The organism is Arthrobacter sp. D1-29 (assembly GCF_054130585.1).
Map to the genome: position 1 here is coordinate 3375975 of NZ_CP096383.1, position 17274 is coordinate 3393248.

At 65.0% G+C, this 17274-nt stretch carries 17 protein-coding genes; 5 read left to right on the forward strand and 12 right to left on the reverse strand.

All coding sequences use genetic code 11. The features are described 5' to 3' along the window. Positions 1-96: 96 nt before the first annotated feature. Both M1E17_RS15195 and clpS read right to left on the reverse strand, forming a co-directional pair. Positions 97-663 (reverse strand): DUF2017 domain-containing protein, encoded by a 567-nt coding sequence (locus M1E17_RS15195; RefSeq protein ID WP_457962815.1) that lies wholly within the window; start codon positions 661-663, stop codon positions 97-99. Then, a complete protein-coding gene (clpS, locus tag M1E17_RS15200; RefSeq protein ID WP_457962816.1) occupies positions 656-1039 on the reverse strand; it encodes an ATP-dependent Clp protease adapter ClpS in 384 nt (127 codons plus the stop codon). The genes M1E17_RS15195 and clpS overlap by 8 nt, the downstream gene beginning before the upstream one ends. A 213-nt stretch (positions 1040-1252) precedes the next feature. Between clpS and M1E17_RS15205 the strand changes: the two genes are divergently transcribed. Further along, positions 1253-2581, forward strand: a complete 1329-nt coding sequence (locus tag M1E17_RS15205) for a nicotinate phosphoribosyltransferase (protein WP_457962817.1) — start codon at positions 1253-1255, stop codon at positions 2579-2581. Beyond that, positions 2581-3219 (forward strand): isochorismatase family protein, encoded by a 639-nt coding sequence (locus M1E17_RS15210; RefSeq protein WP_457962818.1) that lies wholly within the window; start codon positions 2581-2583, stop codon positions 3217-3219. The genes M1E17_RS15205 and M1E17_RS15210 overlap by 1 nt, the downstream gene beginning before the upstream one ends. 78 nt (positions 3220-3297) lie before the next feature. On the opposite strand, the gene M1E17_RS15215 is transcribed toward M1E17_RS15210, so the two are convergent. The 8 genes from M1E17_RS15215 to M1E17_RS15250 all read right to left on the reverse strand — a co-directional run bounded on the left by M1E17_RS15215 (position 3298) and on the right by M1E17_RS15250 (position 12863). Beyond that, positions 3298-5091 (reverse strand): DEAD/DEAH box helicase, encoded by a 1794-nt coding sequence (locus M1E17_RS15215; RefSeq protein ID WP_457962819.1) that lies wholly within the window; start codon positions 5089-5091, stop codon positions 3298-3300. Beyond that, positions 5091-5432, reverse strand: coding sequence for a DUF3039 domain-containing protein (locus tag M1E17_RS15220; protein ID WP_441869451.1), 342 nt, complete (start codon positions 5430-5432; stop codon positions 5091-5093). The genes M1E17_RS15215 and M1E17_RS15220 overlap by 1 nt, the downstream gene beginning before the upstream one ends. A 107-nt stretch (positions 5433-5539) precedes the next feature. Then, the gene (gene nagB / locus M1E17_RS15225; protein ID WP_457962820.1) at positions 5540-6322 is read right to left on the reverse strand and encodes a glucosamine-6-phosphate deaminase; all 783 of its coding nucleotides are present in this window, start codon (positions 6320-6322) and stop codon (positions 5540-5542) included. 75 nt (positions 6323-6397) lie between these two features. Then, positions 6398-7969: a transporter gene (locus M1E17_RS15230; protein ID WP_457962821.1), complete on the reverse strand. Its 1572-nt coding sequence runs from the start codon at positions 7967-7969 to the stop codon at positions 6398-6400. Then, the gene (locus M1E17_RS15235; RefSeq protein WP_457962822.1) at positions 7951-8745 is read right to left on the reverse strand and encodes an ABC transporter ATP-binding protein; all 795 of its coding nucleotides are present in this window, start codon (positions 8743-8745) and stop codon (positions 7951-7953) included. Before M1E17_RS15235 ends, M1E17_RS15230 begins: the two co-directional genes overlap by 19 nt. A gap of 131 nt (positions 8746-8876) precedes the next feature. Beyond that, positions 8877-9974 (reverse strand): NADH:flavin oxidoreductase/NADH oxidase, encoded by a 1098-nt coding sequence (locus M1E17_RS15240; protein WP_457962823.1) that lies wholly within the window; start codon positions 9972-9974, stop codon positions 8877-8879. Further along, a complete protein-coding gene (locus M1E17_RS15245; protein WP_457962824.1) occupies positions 9974-11005 on the reverse strand; it encodes a co-chaperone YbbN in 1032 nt (343 codons plus the stop codon). The genes M1E17_RS15240 and M1E17_RS15245 overlap by 1 nt, the downstream gene beginning before the upstream one ends. 64 nt (positions 11006-11069) lie before the next feature. Further along, positions 11070-12863 carry a hypothetical protein gene (locus tag M1E17_RS15250; RefSeq protein WP_457962825.1) on the reverse strand — a complete coding sequence of 598 codons (1794 nt, stop codon included), beginning with the start codon at positions 12861-12863 and terminating at the stop codon, positions 11070-11072. A gap of 399 nt (positions 12864-13262) precedes the next feature. Between M1E17_RS15250 and M1E17_RS15255 the strand changes: the two genes are divergently transcribed. Further along, the gene (locus tag M1E17_RS15255; protein WP_457967778.1) at positions 13263-14444 is read left to right on the forward strand and encodes an AI-2E family transporter; all 1182 of its coding nucleotides are present in this window, start codon (positions 13263-13265) and stop codon (positions 14442-14444) included. A 64-nt stretch (positions 14445-14508) separates the two neighbouring features. Here the strand turns inward: M1E17_RS15255 and M1E17_RS15260 are convergent, their stop codons facing one another. Next, a complete protein-coding gene (locus tag M1E17_RS15260; protein WP_457962826.1) occupies positions 14509-15309 on the reverse strand; it encodes an alpha/beta hydrolase in 801 nt (266 codons plus the stop codon). Between the two features lie 73 nt (positions 15310-15382). Further along, positions 15383-15751: an ATP/GTP-binding protein gene (locus tag M1E17_RS15265; RefSeq protein WP_457962827.1), complete on the reverse strand. Its 369-nt coding sequence runs from the start codon at positions 15749-15751 to the stop codon at positions 15383-15385. Between the two features lie 94 nt (positions 15752-15845). Between M1E17_RS15265 and nucS the strand changes: the two genes are divergently transcribed. Next, positions 15846-16541 carry an endonuclease NucS gene (gene nucS, locus M1E17_RS15270; protein WP_457962828.1) on the forward strand — a complete coding sequence of 232 codons (696 nt, stop codon included), beginning with the start codon at positions 15846-15848 and terminating at the stop codon, positions 16539-16541. Between the two features lie 311 nt (positions 16542-16852). Then, on the forward strand, positions 16853-17056 hold the full coding sequence (locus tag M1E17_RS15275; protein ID WP_011692441.1) for a cold-shock protein: 204 nt from the start codon (positions 16853-16855) through the stop codon (positions 17054-17056). Positions 17057-17274 lie beyond the last annotated feature (218 nt).

Sequence of the window (17274 nt, forward strand, 5' to 3'; positions counted from 1 at the left end):
GTGGCGTCCGACTCATGTCAAATTTGTCACAGTCCGCCGGACAGGACCGCTGCGAAGCGGCCCAGGGGCGGCCCAAAAGCAGGGCCAAGGGCGCTGTTACGCCCTGGCGTCCATGGACGTGAGCATCGCCTGGACCAGCGATTCCTGCAGCCACGTGGCGAAGTTGTAGACCAGGGCGAGGTAGCTCTCCACGTCCTCCGCCTGGGACCAGTCCTGCATCAGGTGGACGTGTTCGGCGTCCTCCTCGTCCCGGATGTCCAGCCGCTCGGCCAGCACCAGGCGGACGTCGTTCAGCGCCATGGACCAGTGCCGGGCGCCTTCCGGAGTCAGCACGATTTCGTCCTTGTCAAGATCCAGTGCGGCCGCCCGCAGGGCGCCGATCTTTGTCTCGCGCAGCGCTCGCTCGGTGAGCTGGCGGAACTCCAGCGACGCGCCGTCGTCGTTTTTCATGACGTTGGGCAGGAGCCGCTTCACGGCGCGGTCCGTGGGCTCACGGACGTCCATGTCCAGCCCGATCATTGCCGCCAGCGGATCCTGGTTGGCCCGTTCCTCCGGCTCAAGCATGGAGATGACGTCATCAATCAGGCTGCGGAGGAGTTCGCGCTCGGCTGGCTCCAGGAACCCTGTGATGCCTTTGAGTCCGTACTTGAATGCCTTAGCCACGTTTTCCCTTGCCCTGCCCGGAGCCGCCCGGTTTCCCCGGGTTGCCGCCGCGTCCGCCGCTTGCCTGTTCAACGGTGGCCCACAGGCCAAAGCCGTGCATGGCGACAGCGTGCCGCTCAACCTGCTCCTTGCTGCCGTGGGCAACAATGGAGCGGCCTTTCTTGTGGACTTCCATCATGAGCTTGTTGGCCTTGCTCTCCGGGTAGCCAAAATAGCTTTGGAACACGTAGCTGACGTAACTCATCAGGTTTACGGGATCGTTCCAGATCACCAGGTTCCACGGGATGTCCGGTGCGGTCAGGGAACCCTGGGACGTTTCTGTTCCGGTCCGGGTGCCCTCCTGGGTCTCAGGGCCGAGCGCAACGCTTGAAGTCATCTGTCTATTCTATGGGGAGGATGGGCCCACCCCGGCGAGGGCCCCGCGGCGAAGCGAAGCGAGACGTGCGAGCCGGTGGGTGGGCCCACGCCGGCGAGGGGCCCGCGGCGAAGCGAAGCGAGACGTGGGAGCCGGTGGGTGGGCCCACGCTGGCGAGGGGCCCGCGGCGAAGCGAAGCGAGACGTGGGAGCCGGCGGGGACTAGAGTGAATTTGTGAGTACCTCTGCACGCTGGGACCATCCCCGCACGTCTTTTTATACGGACCACTACGAGCTGACCATGCTGCAGGCGTCGCTTCATTCGGGCGCGGCGCACCGGAAATCCGTCTTCGAAGCTTTCACCCGGCGGCTGCCGGACGGGCGGCGGTATGGGATTGTTGCCGGAACGGGACGGCTGCTGGAAGGCATCGCCAGTTTCCGTTTTGGTGACAGCGAGCTGGAATTCCTTGAGCGGACCGGCGTAGTCAACCAGGACACGCTGGACTATCTGGCCGGTTACAGGTTCTCGGGGGACATCTGGGGATACCCCGAAGGCGAGGCGTACTTCCCCCACTCCCCCATCCTGATTGTGGAGTCGACGTTCGCCGAGGCCTGCATCCTGGAGACCTATCTGCTCTCGGTCCTGAACCATGACAGCGCCATCGCCTCGGCAGCCTCCCGGATGATTTCCGCAGCCGGCAACCGGCCATGTATTGAAATGGGTTCCCGCCGGACCCATGAGGAGGCGGCCCCGGCCGCCGCCCGCGCCGCTTTTATCGCCGGCTTCGACAGTACGTCCAACCTTGAGGCCGGCTTCCGGTATGGCATCAGGACAGTGGGCACGGCGGCGCACTCCTTCACGCTCCTGCACGACAGTGAGCAGGATGCCTTTGAGGCCCAGGTGGCCTCACTGGGCGCCGGGACGTCCCTCCTCGTGGACACGTACGACGTCGAAACGGCGGTCCGCGCGGCTGTGGACCTGGCAGGACCCAAGCTGGGGGCAGTACGCCTCGATTCCGGGGATCTCGTGGCGCAGGCCCAATGGGTCCGCCAACTGCTGGACGACCTGGGCAACGTGAACACCAAGATCGTCGTGACGTCTGACCTTGATGAATTCGCCATCGCAGCGCTGCAGTCCGCGCCCGTGGACTCCTACGGGGTGGGAACATCACTGGTGACCGGGTCCGGGGCACCCACCGCCAGTATGGTCTACAAGCTGGTCAGCCGCACCGACGGCGCCGGCAACTTCGTTTCGGTGGCGAAATCCGCCAAGAACAAGGCCAGCAAGGGCGGGCGCAAGTACGCCCTGCGCAGGCTCAATGAACACGGCATCGCAAGTGAGGAAATCGTAGGGATTGGGCACCGGCCCGAGGACGACGGCAACGACCGCCCGCTGCTGGAGCAATTCATGAAGAACGGCGAGCTGCTGCCGGGCTGGACCGGCCACGAGGGTGTGCTCCGCGCCCGTCAGCGGCACGCCGACACCATGGCCGAACTGCCGCCGGTGGTCAACCGGCTCCAGCGCGGCGAGCCCGCCATCCCCACCACTTATGAGGAGAACTAATGTCCCGGGCCCTGATCATCGTTGACGTCCAGAACGACTTTTGCGAAGGCGGTTCCCTTGCCGTTGCCGGCGGCGCCCACGTCGCCGGGGCAATCAGCGACTACGTCGACGCCCACCATCTTGAATTCGACCACATTGTTGCCACCCAGGACTGGCACATTGATCCCGGTGCGCACTTCTCGGACTTCCCCGACTTCAAGGACAGCTGGCCCCCGCACTGCGTGGCCGGAACCCGTGGCGCTGAACTCCATCCGGACCTGGACACCGAATACATCCAGGCCTATTTCCAGAAGGGACAGTTCGCGGCAGCCTACTCTGGATTCGAAGGCCTTCTGGCCCCTGAGGACGCCGTTCCCACCGGAGAGCGCCAGCCTGCGGCGGTCGCTGACGATATCAGCCCCGATAATTTCCCGCCCTCGGACGAAGCGATCGGCCTTGATGACTGGCTCCAGAGCCACGACGTCGAGGACGTTGTGGTGGTGGGGATCGCCACGGACTACTGCGTGATGGCCACATCCCTGGACGCCGTGCAGGCGGGCTACTCCGTCACTGTCATCCGCTCGCTCACCGCCGGAATCGCGGACGACCTGGAAGACGCTGTTGCCGAGATGGAGCTGGGCGGAGTCGACGTCCTCTGACGCCCTGCCGGCCCCGGCGGCGGCCACCTCTCGTCCCGCACGCCTGTTCCCGAGCCAAGCCTGCACCTAGCGGCCCTGTTACTTCCGCCCGATAAACCAGTCCTGCAGCTTGCGCAGCCTGGACTGCAGCTGCTCCTCGTTTGCCTGTGCCACCGGGGGGCCGCCGCAGACCGTCCTGAGCTTCGTGTGGACGACGCCATGCGGGGTTCCTGTCCGGGCGGACCAGGCCGCAACATTCTTGGCCAGCTCATTGCGCAGGTCCATCAGCATCCGGTGGTCGGGTATGCCAGGTGCTGCACCGGGGGCAGCGTCAGCCGAGGCCGGTGGTGTCCTGCGGTTCTTCCTGTTCAGCTGCTCGTGCTGGCGCTGGCGAAGGAGGGTTCCCACCTGTTCGGCGTCAAGCAGGCCGGGGATCCCGAGGAAATCCAGCTCATCCTCTGAGCCCACTTCTCCCCCGGTGCCGAACTCGCCGCCGTCGAAAAGTACCCGGTCGAACGATGCCTGCGAATCCAGGGCCTCGAATTTTCCCTTGGTGAGGCTGTCCGAGGCCTTGTCTTCGCGGTTGGCCTCGGCCATCAGCGAGTCTTCGGGGTTGAAAAGGCCGTCGCCGTCCTCTTTCTCCGGCCGGTCCAATGCGTGGTCCCGCTCGGCCTCCATGGAGTTGGCCAAAGCCATCAGCTGCGGCACCGACGGCAGGAAGACAGACGCCGTTTCACCCCGCTTGCGGGCACGCACAAAGCGGCCCACTGCCTGGGCGAAGAACAGCGGCGTGGAGGTGGAGGTGGCATAGACGCCCACGGACAGCCGGGGAACGTCGACGCCTTCGGACACCATCCGGACGGCCACCATCCAGCGTTTCTCGCTTGCCGTGAACTCCTCGATCTTGCTGGAGGCTTTCGCGTCATCGGAAAGGATGACGGTGGGTGATTCACCGGTGATCCTTTTCAGCTGGCCCGCGTAGGCCCTGGCATCATCGTGGTCCGTGGCGATGACCAGGCCGCCGGCGTCGGGGACGGTCCGGCGGACCTCACTGAGACGCTTGTCGGCACCGGCCAGGACAGCGGGAATCCACTCTCCGGTAGGATTCAGGGCCGTCCGCCACGCCTGCGACGTGACGTCCTTGGTCACCGCGGCTTCACCGAGGGATGCCGCCATCTCCTCCCCAGCACTGGTACGCCAGCGCATCTGGCCCGAATAAGCCATAAACATCACCGGACGCACCACGTGGTCCCGGAGGGCGTTGCCGTAGCCGTAGGTGTAATCGGCTTTGGAGCGCCGGATGCCGTCCCGGTCCTCCGCGTACTCCACAAAGGGAATGGGTGAGGTATCAGAGCGGAACGGGGTACCTGTCAGGGACAGGCGCCGAATGGCCGGATCGAAGGCCTCGCGAAGTCCGTCGCCCCAGGACAGTGCCTCGCCGCCGTGATGGATCTCGTCAAGGATCACCAGGGTGCGGGCAGCTTCAGTCTTGGCACGGTGCAGCAGGGGTTTGCTTGCAACCTGCGCGTACGTCACAGCAACTCCCACAAACCCGCGGCCGTGCTGCCCGTCGGAGTTCTTGAAGTTGGGATCGATGGCGATTCCCACACGGGCCGCAGCGTCTGCCCATTGCCTTTTGAGGTGATCGGTGGGGGCGACGATGGTCACCCTGTTGACGGCACCGGATTCGATGAGCATGGAGGCAACACGCAACGCGAAGGTGGTCTTGCCGGCCCCGGGCGTCGCCACTGCAAGGAAATCCCTGGGACTGGTCCGGAAGTAGAGGTCAAGCGCTTGCTGCTGCCAGGCACGGAGTTTCTGGGCGGTTCCCCAGGCTGCGCGTTCCGGATAGGCCGGAGGCAGGGTGGGACCGCCAAAGAGTGTTTCCGTCACTACTTGTTGTTGCCCGAGTCCCCTCCGGGACCCTTGCCGCCGTCGTTGCCCGGGCGGAGGCCGTCATAAACCTCTTTGCACATCGGGCAGACCGGGAACTTCTGCGGATCCCGGCCCGGCGTCCACACTTTGCCACACAGGGCAATGACAGGCTCGCCCGTCAGCGCGGATTCCATGATCTTTTCTTTGCGAACGTAGTGCGAGAAGCGTTCCCGGTCGCCGGGCTCCACTTCCTGGCGCAGTTCCTCGCGCTCAATGGTGGCCGTGGACGTTCCAGCCCCGGAAAGCTCGCGCATTGGGTCGTTTTCGAGAGGGTCCGTCATGCTAGTCATGGCATCCATCTTAGCCTTTCCCGATTGGCGGCGTTCGACGCCGGGAGCACCGTTTTGCGGTCGCCGCGGCTGCCGGCTCCACGCAGGCAGGCAGTTCCCGGCAGTACCGGGTTCCGCTAAAGCCCTTGCCAGGACGGTTTGTTGTCGTACGTGTGGCGGTAAAAGTCCGCCAGTTTTAGGGACGACGCCGCCGCCTCATCAAGCAGGACGGTGGCGTGCGGATGGAACTGCAGGACCGAAGCCGGGCAGATGGCTGACACCGGTCCTTCCACGAAGTCGCGGACTGCCTGCGCCTTCTGCGCCCCGGTAGCCACAAGGACCACGTGCCTGGCCTCCATGATGGTTCCCAGGCCCTGGGTCACCACGTGGTGTGGGACGTCGGCGATGCTCTTGAAGAAGCGGGCGTTGTCCCGCCGGGTCTGCTCGATCAGGCTCTTGATGCGGGTCCGGGAAGCCAAGGACGAACCAGGCTCGTTGAAACCGATGTGGCCATCGGTTCCGACGCCCAGGATCTGGAGATCCACGCCGTCCAGGGCCTGTATCGATTCCTCATAAGCGCTGCATGCTGCCAGGATGTCCGTGGCGGTCCCGTCCGGGCTGTGGACATTTTCCGGGGCAATGTTGACCCGGCTGGTGAACTCGCGGCGGATCACCTCCCGATAGGATTCCGGGTGGCCAGGTTCCAGGCCGACATATTCGTCCAGTGCAAAGGCGTGCGCCTGGCCGAAATCCAGCCCGTCCTGTTCGTGCCTCGCCGCCAGCTCGTCGTAGATGGGCAGCGGCGATGATCCGGTGGCGAGTCCCAAAACCGCGTGCGGCTTGCGCCGCAGCAGGTCATCGATCGCCCCGGCTGCCAGCTGACCGATCTGCCTGGCGCCAGGGAGGATAACTACTTCCATTGGCTCTCTTCACCTTTCTGGTGGCGGTTCTGTGGTGCCTGGCGTCAACGGGTTAACGTCAGCGGGTTAACACCGTCAGCGGTTAACAACAAGCTGGGCCAGCAGCTCAGGCCCGCGGGCGTCAAGCCATCTTCCCCCAACCCTGACGCCGGCCACAAAAATCACCAGTCCGAGGATCAGGCCCGCTGCAAGGTTGATCCATCCGAACAGGGGGTTGCCGGTCACCCATTGGGCGACAAGGAGCGCAGCTTCCGGCAGGACCAGGAGTGCCAGGATTCCCATCCCGGCAAACTGAACGGCCATGGTCTGCCCCACGCTGCCCGGCGGCTTCTTGAAAGGGCTGTCCCCTGGCAACGGAACCGCCACGGTGTAGCGGGCAGATACCACTGATGAGAGGCCGAGCCCGGTAAACAGGATTCCCAGGCTCATGCCCAGCTGTCCTGGCAGTCCCTCCCACGCGCCGGTGAACGCAAACTGGCCGACGGCGAAAATCAGTACCACTGGCAGCGCGAAAGCCAGGCAGGCCAAGGCCCGGCCAAGCCTGTCGTGCACGCCACGCACTCCCGTGGCCACGTGCAGGGCAAAGGCCGTGCTGTCGTAAGAGACATCGGCCGAAATGGACCAGGCAAGCAGGAAGGCAGCCAAGGGAGCTGCAAAGGCCAGGCTCCCGTAGTCACCGGTTTGGCTTCCCTGGAACAACAGCAGGACGGGCAGCAACGGGATGACCACCAGGGACCCTGCGTACCGCGGATCCCGGATCCAATAGGTGAGGCACCTGGCGGTCACTGCCCCGGCAGGGGTAGCGGGGAGGAGGGCGAACAGCCCCATTTTCCCGCCCTTCCGGCTTCCGCTTCCGGAGTAGGACGGGTTGACAAGGGCCCGCTCCAGGAGGAGTTTCCAGCACAGGGAAAGCCCGGCCAGGGTGGCAGCGGCGATGAACAGCTTGGCCACAGCATCAGCCGGCCGTCCCAGGGCAACGTCTCCACCCAGGGACCAGGCCGCGCCGAGAGGTGACCACGACAGGGTCCCGGCGAGCTCCTGAAGGAAGCCTGCAGAGGCGGCGATCCCCTGCGTTACTCCTGCCACGATGGGGCCCATCAGGACCAGCGGAACCATAAAGACGATGGCGCTGACGTCTTTGAAGCGGCGGGAGGCGGCAAGGCTGGCTGTTGCTGTGGTCACCACCTTAGACAGGACGATGCAGGTGAGGACGCCGGCTGCGGCACCCACCAGTGCCGCAATGGCGGGCAGGGGGCCGCGGGACCAGGTCCACACGGTGGCAAGCGCCACCAGCGCCGTGGCCAGCCCGGGGATGCCTATCAGACCTCCGAGGGCCAGGCCGGCCAAAAGCTCCCGCATCGGGATGGCTGAGGTGGTAAAACGGGCCGGGTCCAAAGTCATGTCCGCCGCCGAGGCTACAAGCGGGATGATGCCCCAGCCCAGGACCGCCGCCGAACCGCCCAGCACCACGATGGTGTGGGCGAGCCCGGGGTCTTCGCCGCGGAGCACCACCAGGGCCACCACCAGCGCGGCCACCAGTCCCAGCGCGTAGAGCCCGCCGAAGGCCATGCCCACCAGCTGCCAGGGACTGCGCCTCAGTCCGTTATGGAGCAGGGTCAGCTTGAGCCTTAGAAGGTGCGCAACCATTCCAGGCCTTCCGCGTCAGTCCGTCCGCCGACAAGCTGGACGAACCTGTCCTCAAGGGAGGCCCCCGCCCGCACTTCATCCACGGTCCCGGCGGCCAGCAGCCGTCCGGAAGCCACTACTGCCACATGGTCGCACATACGCTGGACAAGGTCCATGACGTGGCTGGAGACTATGACGGTGCCGCCCGATGCCACATACCGCTCCAGGATGGCACGGATATTCGAGGCCGACACGGGGTCCACCGATTCGAAGGGCTCATCCAGAACCAGGACGCGGGGAGCGTGGATCAGGGCCGACGCGAGCGCGATCTTTTTGGTCATGCCTGCCGAGTAGTCCACCACGAGCGTGCCCGCATCCTTGCCCAGATCCAGCGCCGCCAGGAGTTCCGGCACACGGGCAGACACAACGTCCTTGTCCATCCCGCGGAGCAGCCCAGCATAGGTCACCAGCTGTTCCCCGGTCAGCCGGTCAAAGAGCCGGACCCCGTCAGGGAGGATGCCCATGAGCTTCTTGGCTTCCAGCGGCCGGGCCCAGACATCCACGCCGTGAACGACGGCGGTGCCGAAGTCCGGACGCAGCAGCCCGGTTGCCATGGAGAGGGTGGTGGTCTTGCCGGCGCCGTTGGGGCCCACGATTCCATAAAAGGATCCCGAAGGCACGTCCAGGCTGAGGCCGTCGACGGCGATCTTTCCGCCGAATCTTTTGGCGAGGCCACGGATGGAGAGGGCGGGAACAGGGCCGGCGCCCACCACCGGATCAGGATGCGGAGCAGTCATAGTGCCACCCTAGACCCAGTGTGCGCTTGGAGGGGTCGTCCGCTGGGAGTAGGGACAAAGGAGTACGGGCGCCGGGTGGGGGCCAGGACACGGCGCTGAACCCCGCTGAAACGACCGGCTGAATCTATCCGCTAAAACGAATGCTTGGGGAACGCCCGTTCGTACTGGGGCGGCCACGTGATGTTGTGGCCAAGCTCGAAGGCTGCCCGCAGCCACCAGTGCGGGTCGCGCAGGGCTGCGCGGGCGATAAAGACGCCGTCCGCCTGCCCCGTTGCCACGGCATGTTCCGCCTGCCCCGGGGAGGTAAGCAGTCCCACGGTCCCGGTGGGCACACCCGCTTCCCGCCGGATCCGTTCGGAAAAACCGCTTTGGTAGCCAGGGCCAGGTTTGATCTGCTGGTGGGCTACGGCCCCACCGCTGGAGACGTCCACGAGGTCCACGCCGTGCTCGGCTGCCAGCGTGGCCAGCCGGACAGAAGCCTCGACGTCGATCCCTCCAGGGGCCCAGTCGGTGGCCGATATCCTCAGCAACAGCGGCATGGAATCCGGGATGACCCCACGGACGGCGTCGATCACGGCCAGCATCAGGCGGTTCCGTCCAGCCTCGTCCCCGCCCCACCCATCTGTCCGGGTGTTGATCAGCGGGCTCTGGAACTGGTGAAGCAGGTAGCCGTGGGCGCCATGGATCTCGACGGTGTCGAACCCTGCGTCAACCGCACGGACGGCGGCAGCAGCAAAATCAGAAATCACACTGCCGATCTGTTCCTCGGTCATTGCCTGGGGCTCGGCATACCCGTCAAATGCTGCGGGCACCGGCCCCACCGTGGACCAGCCGCCGTCGGCCGCCGGCACGCTGCCGCGTTTCCCGGAAAATGGCCAGTACGTGGAGGCTTTGCGGCCGGCGTGGGCCAGCTGGGCACCAATGCTCACGTTAACGGCGCCGTGCTTATGCACGAATGAGGTGATCCGTTGCCAGGCCTCGGCCTGTTCATCACTGTAGAGGCCCGCGTCGCGGGGACTGATCCGTCCTTCGGCATTCACGGCTGCCGCTTCGGTCAGGATCAGGGCGGCACCGCCCACGGCGAAGGATCCCAAATGCATCAGGTGCCAGTCGTTGGGCACCCCGGGGCCGTCGTCGGGGTCGCAGCTGTACTGGCACATGGGTGAGACCCATCCGCGGTGCGGGAGCTCCAGCTGCCGGAGCTTCAGCGGCTGGAAAAGCGCCGGCACTAGAACAGGACCCTGGCCAGGGCCTGCCGGGCTTTTGATACTCGTTCGTCGCCGGTCCCGACGACGTCGAAGAGTTCCAGGAGCCGGATGCGGGCGGTTTCCCGTTCCGGTCCGAAATTCCGGCCGATAAAGCTGACCAGGCGGGCCAGGCCGTCTTCCACATGGCCGCCCGCAACGTCCAGGTCAGCGACGCCGAGCTGCGCGTCGAGGTTGTCCGGTTCATCGGCCGCCAGGGTGCGCAGCGCCTCGCTGTCCTGTGCCGACAGCTTCTGCAGGCGGGCCATCAGTTCCACCTGCGACAGGCCGGCCTTGGCCAGGGAGTCGGACGGCATTTCGTTCAGCGCCTGGCGGTATGCGGCTGCGGCGGCGTCGTAGTCGCCGGCTTCGATGGCGTCGTAGGCTGCCTGGTGCAGCGGGGGCAGCGGCGCCGGCCCGGCCTCCTCTGCGGCCGCGCCGCCCAGGCTGCCGGTGACCCCGTTGGCCGCGGCCACCTTCAGCAGTTCGTCCAGCAGGCTGCGTACCTGGGCTTCGTCAGCGCCGCCCTGGAACAAAGGCACCGGCTGGCCTTTCACGACGGCCACGGCGGTGGGTACCGCCTGCACCTGGAAGGCCTGTGCCAGCTGCGGAAAAACGTCGATGTCGGCTGCGCCCAGCACCAGGCGGCCGGCGTACGTATCCACCAGCCGCTCAAGGGATTCCAGCATCTGCACGGACTCAGGTGAATAGGTGGCCCACAGGGCGATCACAACCGGCACCTGGGCGGAGAGCTCCACCAGGTCCTGGAAATTTCCCTCCGTGACATCGACCCGCAGGGGGCGTTGGCCGGCGTCGGAGGTGCCGGAGCCTGCGGCGCCACCTCCGGAGGCAGCAGCACCTGGACGCTGCGCCGCGACGGCGGGAGGAGCGGAGGCAGGAGGGGCGGAGGCAGGAGGGGCGGAGCGCTGTTTCAGCGAGGAAAGATCGACGGCGCCCCGCAGGTTAAGCGGGTTGGCAGCGGCCGGAGGGACGGGACGGGAAGCAGGCGAACTCATGCTTTCCACTCTAGCCACTCCAGCCGCTGCCGGGGGTAATCAGGTCAGGAGGGTGTTTCCTTCCCTACTTGAAGCTGGCACCCACCAGGCCACGCGTTGCGGCGACGAGCTTCATGGGATCGGTGGATCCTGCCGGCGGGATGTAGACCGCCGTCGACTCGGCGAAACTGAGGACCATTCCGGTGGTGGTTTCCTTGCCGCCGGCGAGCGCCGCGGCGTCGTCGCCGATGGTCAGCTTGTCTCCTGCCGCCTTGGGCGTGCCATCAAATCCGAAGTTGATTCGGCCCAGGACCAGGGCCCCGCCGTCCGCCGTCCGGAACACCACAACGCTTTCCGGAACAACATTGTGGGTGAAGGCAAAGTTGCCGTTCTCGCCGGACTTCACAACTTCAGCCTGGTAGGAGAGGGTATCGGCGATGTAGGGCGAGGACTCGCCTTCCACCAGCTTGTCCTTGAAGCTCGAATCAGGTGTTGTGAGGCGGTCCGCGAGGCCGGCCAGGGCCTCCTCGCCGCTGTAAAGCAGGCCCGACTTGTCATTCGCGGCCAGCGTTTCGGTTCCGCCCCGTGCAATCGAAGGGAATGTGGTGCCCGGCTGGAGAGGGGTGGTTTCGACGAGCTTGTAGTTATCACGCGGCGTCAGCTGAACCAGTGTCAGCAATTGGGGAACAACGTTGCCCTCGCCCTGGGTGACGGCAAGGACAGACCTGGGCCAGTCACGCTTGCTCGTGACGACTGTGGTCAGGAGCTTCGTTGAGCGCACGGGCATCCTCGCCTCGTATGCGCCCACCTGCGAACGGATCTTGTAGTTCTGCGTGCGGACCTCAAGCTCGGTTCCGGCCACGCGCGTGGCCAGCTGTCCGGCGTCCTTTGCGGCGTCGGCGGCGTCGGTGGCACTGGACACCTGCTCCAGGATCCGGCGGAACTGGGCATCGAGGAGCACCGGGGATACGGGTGCTTCCTCAGCGGTCTCGGAGGCGTTTCCGGTGGGTTCCGGGGACGGCGCCGGGGCAGGCCCTGAGGTGGCACTGGCGGCCGCGCCGGTTCCGGCCACCAGGACAGCCGCAACAATGGCTGCTACAGCCGTCATGACGGCGGACCTGGCCGGAGAGGGAGACATAGACGGAGACGGGGAGGGGGAACCGGCAGGTCCCACGGCCATCCTGCTGAGGGAAGCGGAGGACCGTGCCTCCGCCTTGGCCCGGGCGCGCTGGGCGAACATGCTGCCGCCACCGCTTCCGTTCCCGCCCTTGGACCCGCGGGGGGTGCCGCCGGAGAACAGCGCCGCGACGACGATTCCTGCGAGAACCAGCAGCGAGCCGATGACCATCAGCGGAACGGCCCACGGGGTGGAGGTATCATTCGGGAACGTCATGGAGATGGAGGACGGGGCAGCCTTGGTTCCGTCCGAGGCCAGCAGCAGCGACCAGTCGCCATCTGCAGGCGGAGTCCAGGAATAGTCAAGTTCACCGCTAGCGTCTTCGCTGGCAACCCACAAATCCGAGCCGGCCGGGCTGGGCGCGGTGGCTTCGCCGTCGGCGTGTTCGAGCTGGAGGGACTTCCCGTCGTCGGATACCCCCGTGATGGTGTTGTGGGCTGTGGGGCCCACCCATGCGGCCACATCGTCCGGCCGTCCTGCCGCGAGGGTGAAGTTGCCTTCACCCTGGATATTGATCGTGACGGTTCCGCCGTGGAGCGTGCGAAGGTTCTGGTCAATGACGGTCAGTGGAGCCTGGGCGGCATCCGTGGGAACCGAGGCTGTAAAAGTCTCGGACGGAGCCCAGATGGTCTTCTGGCCGATGCCGGCCAAAAGGGTCAGCAGGCCGAGCAGCACGAGTGCGACTGCAGTCTTGAAACGCAAAGGAAACACCTATCATCAGCGGGGGTTTACGTTCAATAGTAACCGTTTTGTTATCAATACCTCAGTCGGGCCGAGCAGGCGGCCCCGCGTGGCGGCCTTGGGGCGGCTTTCCTCCCTGCTGTTGACAAGGCTGCTGATAGTGTTTGCGATGATCATCACACCGGCCCGCAACGGCGGCGCCACGTACGGAACAGGCCCCAAAAAGCAGTGACTGACAAGACGGAAGAGTCCCCCGCTGGACAGGACAATCCAGCCGCCGGTGACTCCCTGCAGCCCAGCCCTGAACGGCCGGCCAATCCGGAAAGGCAGCACAAACCGGAACGGCAGGCGAAACCGGAAGGGCAGGCAAAACCGGCTCGCGCCAATTGGCGCGCGGGATCGGCCGCCGCGCTTGGCTCTGTGGTGCGCCGGCTGCGGCAGCCGCTGCCGGGCGCGCAGCCGCGCCTCCGTTTTGAGATGCCGCCGGAATATGCACACCATGAAGAGCCGGAGGAGGCCGCTGCCACCCAGGTGACGCCCCAGTTCGGCAATCCCGGGCCAAGGATGTCCACCCAGCATCCCCTGTATCTGGGATTCATGGGCACGGTGGGAGTCGGGCTGGCGCTGCTGGTGTACTGGATCGGCTCCAACAACACCCAGCTCCTGCTGTGGATCGTAACCGCCCTGTTCATTGCCCTGGGCCTGGAACCAGTGGTGGGATGGCTGGAGAACCGGAGGATCCCGCGCCCGGCCGGAATCCTTGTGGCGGTAACGGTGCTGGTGACGGCAGTGGTGGGGTTCTTTGCCACCCTGATCCCAACCATCGTTGAACAGGTCACCGAGATCGTGGAGCAGGCGCCCACCTGGATCCGCGACTTCATCGATTCCGAGTTCTTCCGCAGCCTGGATGACCAGTTTGGCGTCCGCGACCGCATCTCTGAAGAACTCGATAAATTCGTCAACGACCCCCAGGCCATGAGCGGCATCTTCGGCGGCGTGGTGGGCTTCGGCTCCACGCTGGCCAACGGGCTGTTTGGCACCCTGATCGTCCTGGTGTTGAGCCTTTACTTCCTCGCAGCCCTGCCCGCCATGAAGAAATGGGGCTACCGCCTGGCACCACGGTCACGCCGCGCCCGGGTGGAGGCACTCTCAGAGGAGATCACCCGGTCCGTGGGCAACTACGTGATTGGACAGGCCTGCGTGGCCCTGCTGAACGCCACCTTCGCTTTTATCGTGATGTCCATCCTGGGCATCCCCTTCGCAGTACTGCTGGCGTTTGTGGTTGCGCTTCTCGCGTTCATCCCACTGGTTGGCGGCCTGATCGCTGCCGTAGTGGTGCTGCTGGTCTCCCTGACCGAAGGCTGGCAGACGGCTGCCATCTACGCCATCTGCTACTTCGCCTACCTGCAGTTCGAGGCTTACTTCATTTCACCGCGCATTATGCAGAAGGCTGTCGCGGTGCCCGGTGCCGTGGCTGTTATTTCGGTCATCGCCGGCGGCAGCCTGCTGGGTGTCCTGGGTGCCCTGATCGCCATTCCCACAGCCGCTGCCATCCTCCTGCTGGTGAAGGAGATCTATATCGTCCGGCAGGACAAACACTAGGCGGCAGCCGTCAACGGCGGGCCTGTACCGTACGCGGACCCATACCGTACGGGTGTATTGATAACTAGGCGGCAGCCGCGGCCACGGGGCCGTCCCACTCCTGCGGAAGGCCGCCGGGTCCGGACCCGGCCTCTGTCACTTCATCAACAATTTCGTTCAGGACCCGGGCTGCGTACTTCTCGCCCACCCAAAGATGCTTGGCCCCGTCCACGCCCACGACGCGGGCCTGGGGTATCAGGCTGAAGCGCTGCGCTGCCTCCGCGGGCCGGAGGTAGTCATCATGCTCGGGCACCAGGACCGTCAGGGGCTTGCCGCTCTCGGCCCACAACCGCAGGTGCTGATCAGTTGCCCGGTGAAGCGGCGGCGAAAGCAGCACGGCGCCCTCGATGCTGGACGCAACGGGCTCCGTGGCCCCGTACATGAGGGCGAGCTCCGTTCCAAAGGACCAACCCACCAGCCAGCGGTTGGGCAATTGCCTGTCGGCGGCAAACCTGACTGCTGCCTCGACGTCGAACCGCTCGCCGATCCCTTCTTCGAAGGAGCCATCGCTGGTACCGCGGGGCGAGGCGGTTCCGCGCGTATTGAACCTCAGGACAGCGACGCCGGCGAGTGCAGGCAGCCGGTATGACGCCTTGCGGTACACGTGTGAATCCATAAAGCCGCCGTGGGTGGGCAGCGGGTGCAGGGTGATCAGGGTGGCATTGATCGGGCCGGATTCCGGCAACGCCAGCTCGCCCACCAGCGTGTGGCCGTCCTCCGTATGGAGTTCCACGTTTTCGCGCCTGGCGGGAAGGACGGTGGATGCGCGGATGGCTGAAGGGCCATCAGGCTGGTTGAATTCGTACGACGCCGGATCAAAAGTCATGCCTGCCAGCTTAGCGACCTGTCCGGGGCGGCACTGACGAAAGGGAGTTGCCGGCCACCGAACCTCCTCGGGGCTAGCGGTAGCGGTAACTCCGTGAGACCCAGCAGTTGCTGTGCCAATGACGGCGCTCAGCGAGTCCGGCGGCCGCACCAAACAGATGGTCATCCTTCCACACCACGAGGTGGGCGATTCCCGGCGGAACAGCCGTGGAGCAGCCGGGACAAATATAGGTCTTCTCGGCCTTCTTGGCGGTGATGGACCTGACCATCCAGTCGCCGTCGGGCGCAGTTTCCCGGCGGGCAATACCTGAACGGGCCCGTTCGAGGTCAAGTTCCGGCACGTCGCCGCCACCCTTCCTGCCGGCGCCTTTTGCTGTGCTCCTGCCTGCAGCTCCGCCGCCTTTTCCGGAGGCAGGACGGCGGGGTCGGTTGGAACGCGGCATGCCTCCATTCTGCCCCAGCACCGGCATCCTGGTGACAGGCCAGTCCCGGTAGCCATGGATTTGAGGCATCCGGTGAGACGGTAGTCTGTACGGCGTGCGACTTGTCATAGCCCGATGTTCCGTTGATTATGTTGGCCGGCTTAAAGCCCATCTTCCCCTTGCCACCAGGCTCCTGCTGGTCAAGGCCGACGGGTCTGTGCTGGTCCATTCCGACGGCGGTTCCTACAAGCCGCTGAACTGGATGAGTCCGCCGGCCACCCTCCGTGTGTCGTCCCCGGATGACGTTGACCTGGAGCTGGGGGTCCTTGAGCAGTGGACCGTGCAGTCGGCCAAGACCGACGATCGCCTGATTATCAACATCCATGAACACCTCCACGAGTCCTCGCACGATCTTGGCGTTGACCCAGGCCTCATCAAGGACGGTGTGGAAGCGGACCTCCAGAGGCTGCTGGCGGAGCAGATCGAGACACTTGGCTCGGGCTTCTCCCTGATCCGCCGGGAGTATTTCACCGCGATTGGCCCCGTGGACATCCTCGCCCGTGACGCCGACGGAGCCACTGTTGCCATAGAACTGAAGCGCCGGGGCGACATCGACGGCGTAGAGCAGCTGACCCGGTACCTTGAGCTTCTGAACAGGGACCCCTTGCTTGCTCCCGTGCGCGGGATCTTTGCCGCCCAGCAGATCAAACCGCAGGCCAAGGTTCTGGCGAATGACCGCGGAATTGACTGCATCACCCTGGACTACGACGCCATGCGCGGGGTTGACGACACCGAATCACGGCTTTTCTGAATCCTTCACGTTCCCGGGTCAGCCTCAGCCGGCAAGGTGGAGTACATGCGCCTGACGAGGGGCTTCACCGGATTTTTACCTAAAATTTCCAGGAATGGGTGCTTAGACCGTTGACCTGACGGAACTGTCATGAAATTCTTAGACCAGTCTTTGTGTAGGTGTTTTTCATGCTCGCAAGACATGTTGCGAGCGCGAAGCTCCTGCAGCGCCGATTCCACAGGAAACGGCAATCCAGGATTCTTCTCGCGGAGTGACCAAGTCCAGCACGAGGTGTGCTGGACTTAGACAAGTTCCACAATGAGGAGAAATAAATGGCACAGGGAACCGTCAAGTGGTTCAACGCTGAAAAGGGCTTCGGCTTCATCACCCCGGATGACTCCGATGGCGATGTCTTCGTTCACTACTCCGAGATCCAGACCGGTGGCTTCAAGACCCTCGACGAGAACCAGCGCGTTCAGTTCGAAATCGGTCAGGGCGCCAAGGGTCCCCAGGCTACCGGCGTGACGCTGGTCTAGTCCCCCGCCGAAGGCCCCTGCGGCTTTCTGCACATCAATGGTCCCCGGCATTCGCCGGGGGCCATTTTTGTCTGGACAGGGCGATGGGCATTGGAATCGGAGGCGGTGGAATCGGAACCCGACGGAATCGGAGCCCGGCGGAATCGGAGCGGGGGAATCCGGCCGGAATTGTTCAGTGGAACCGGAGCGGAATCCTCACAAGACATCCCATGTCACAA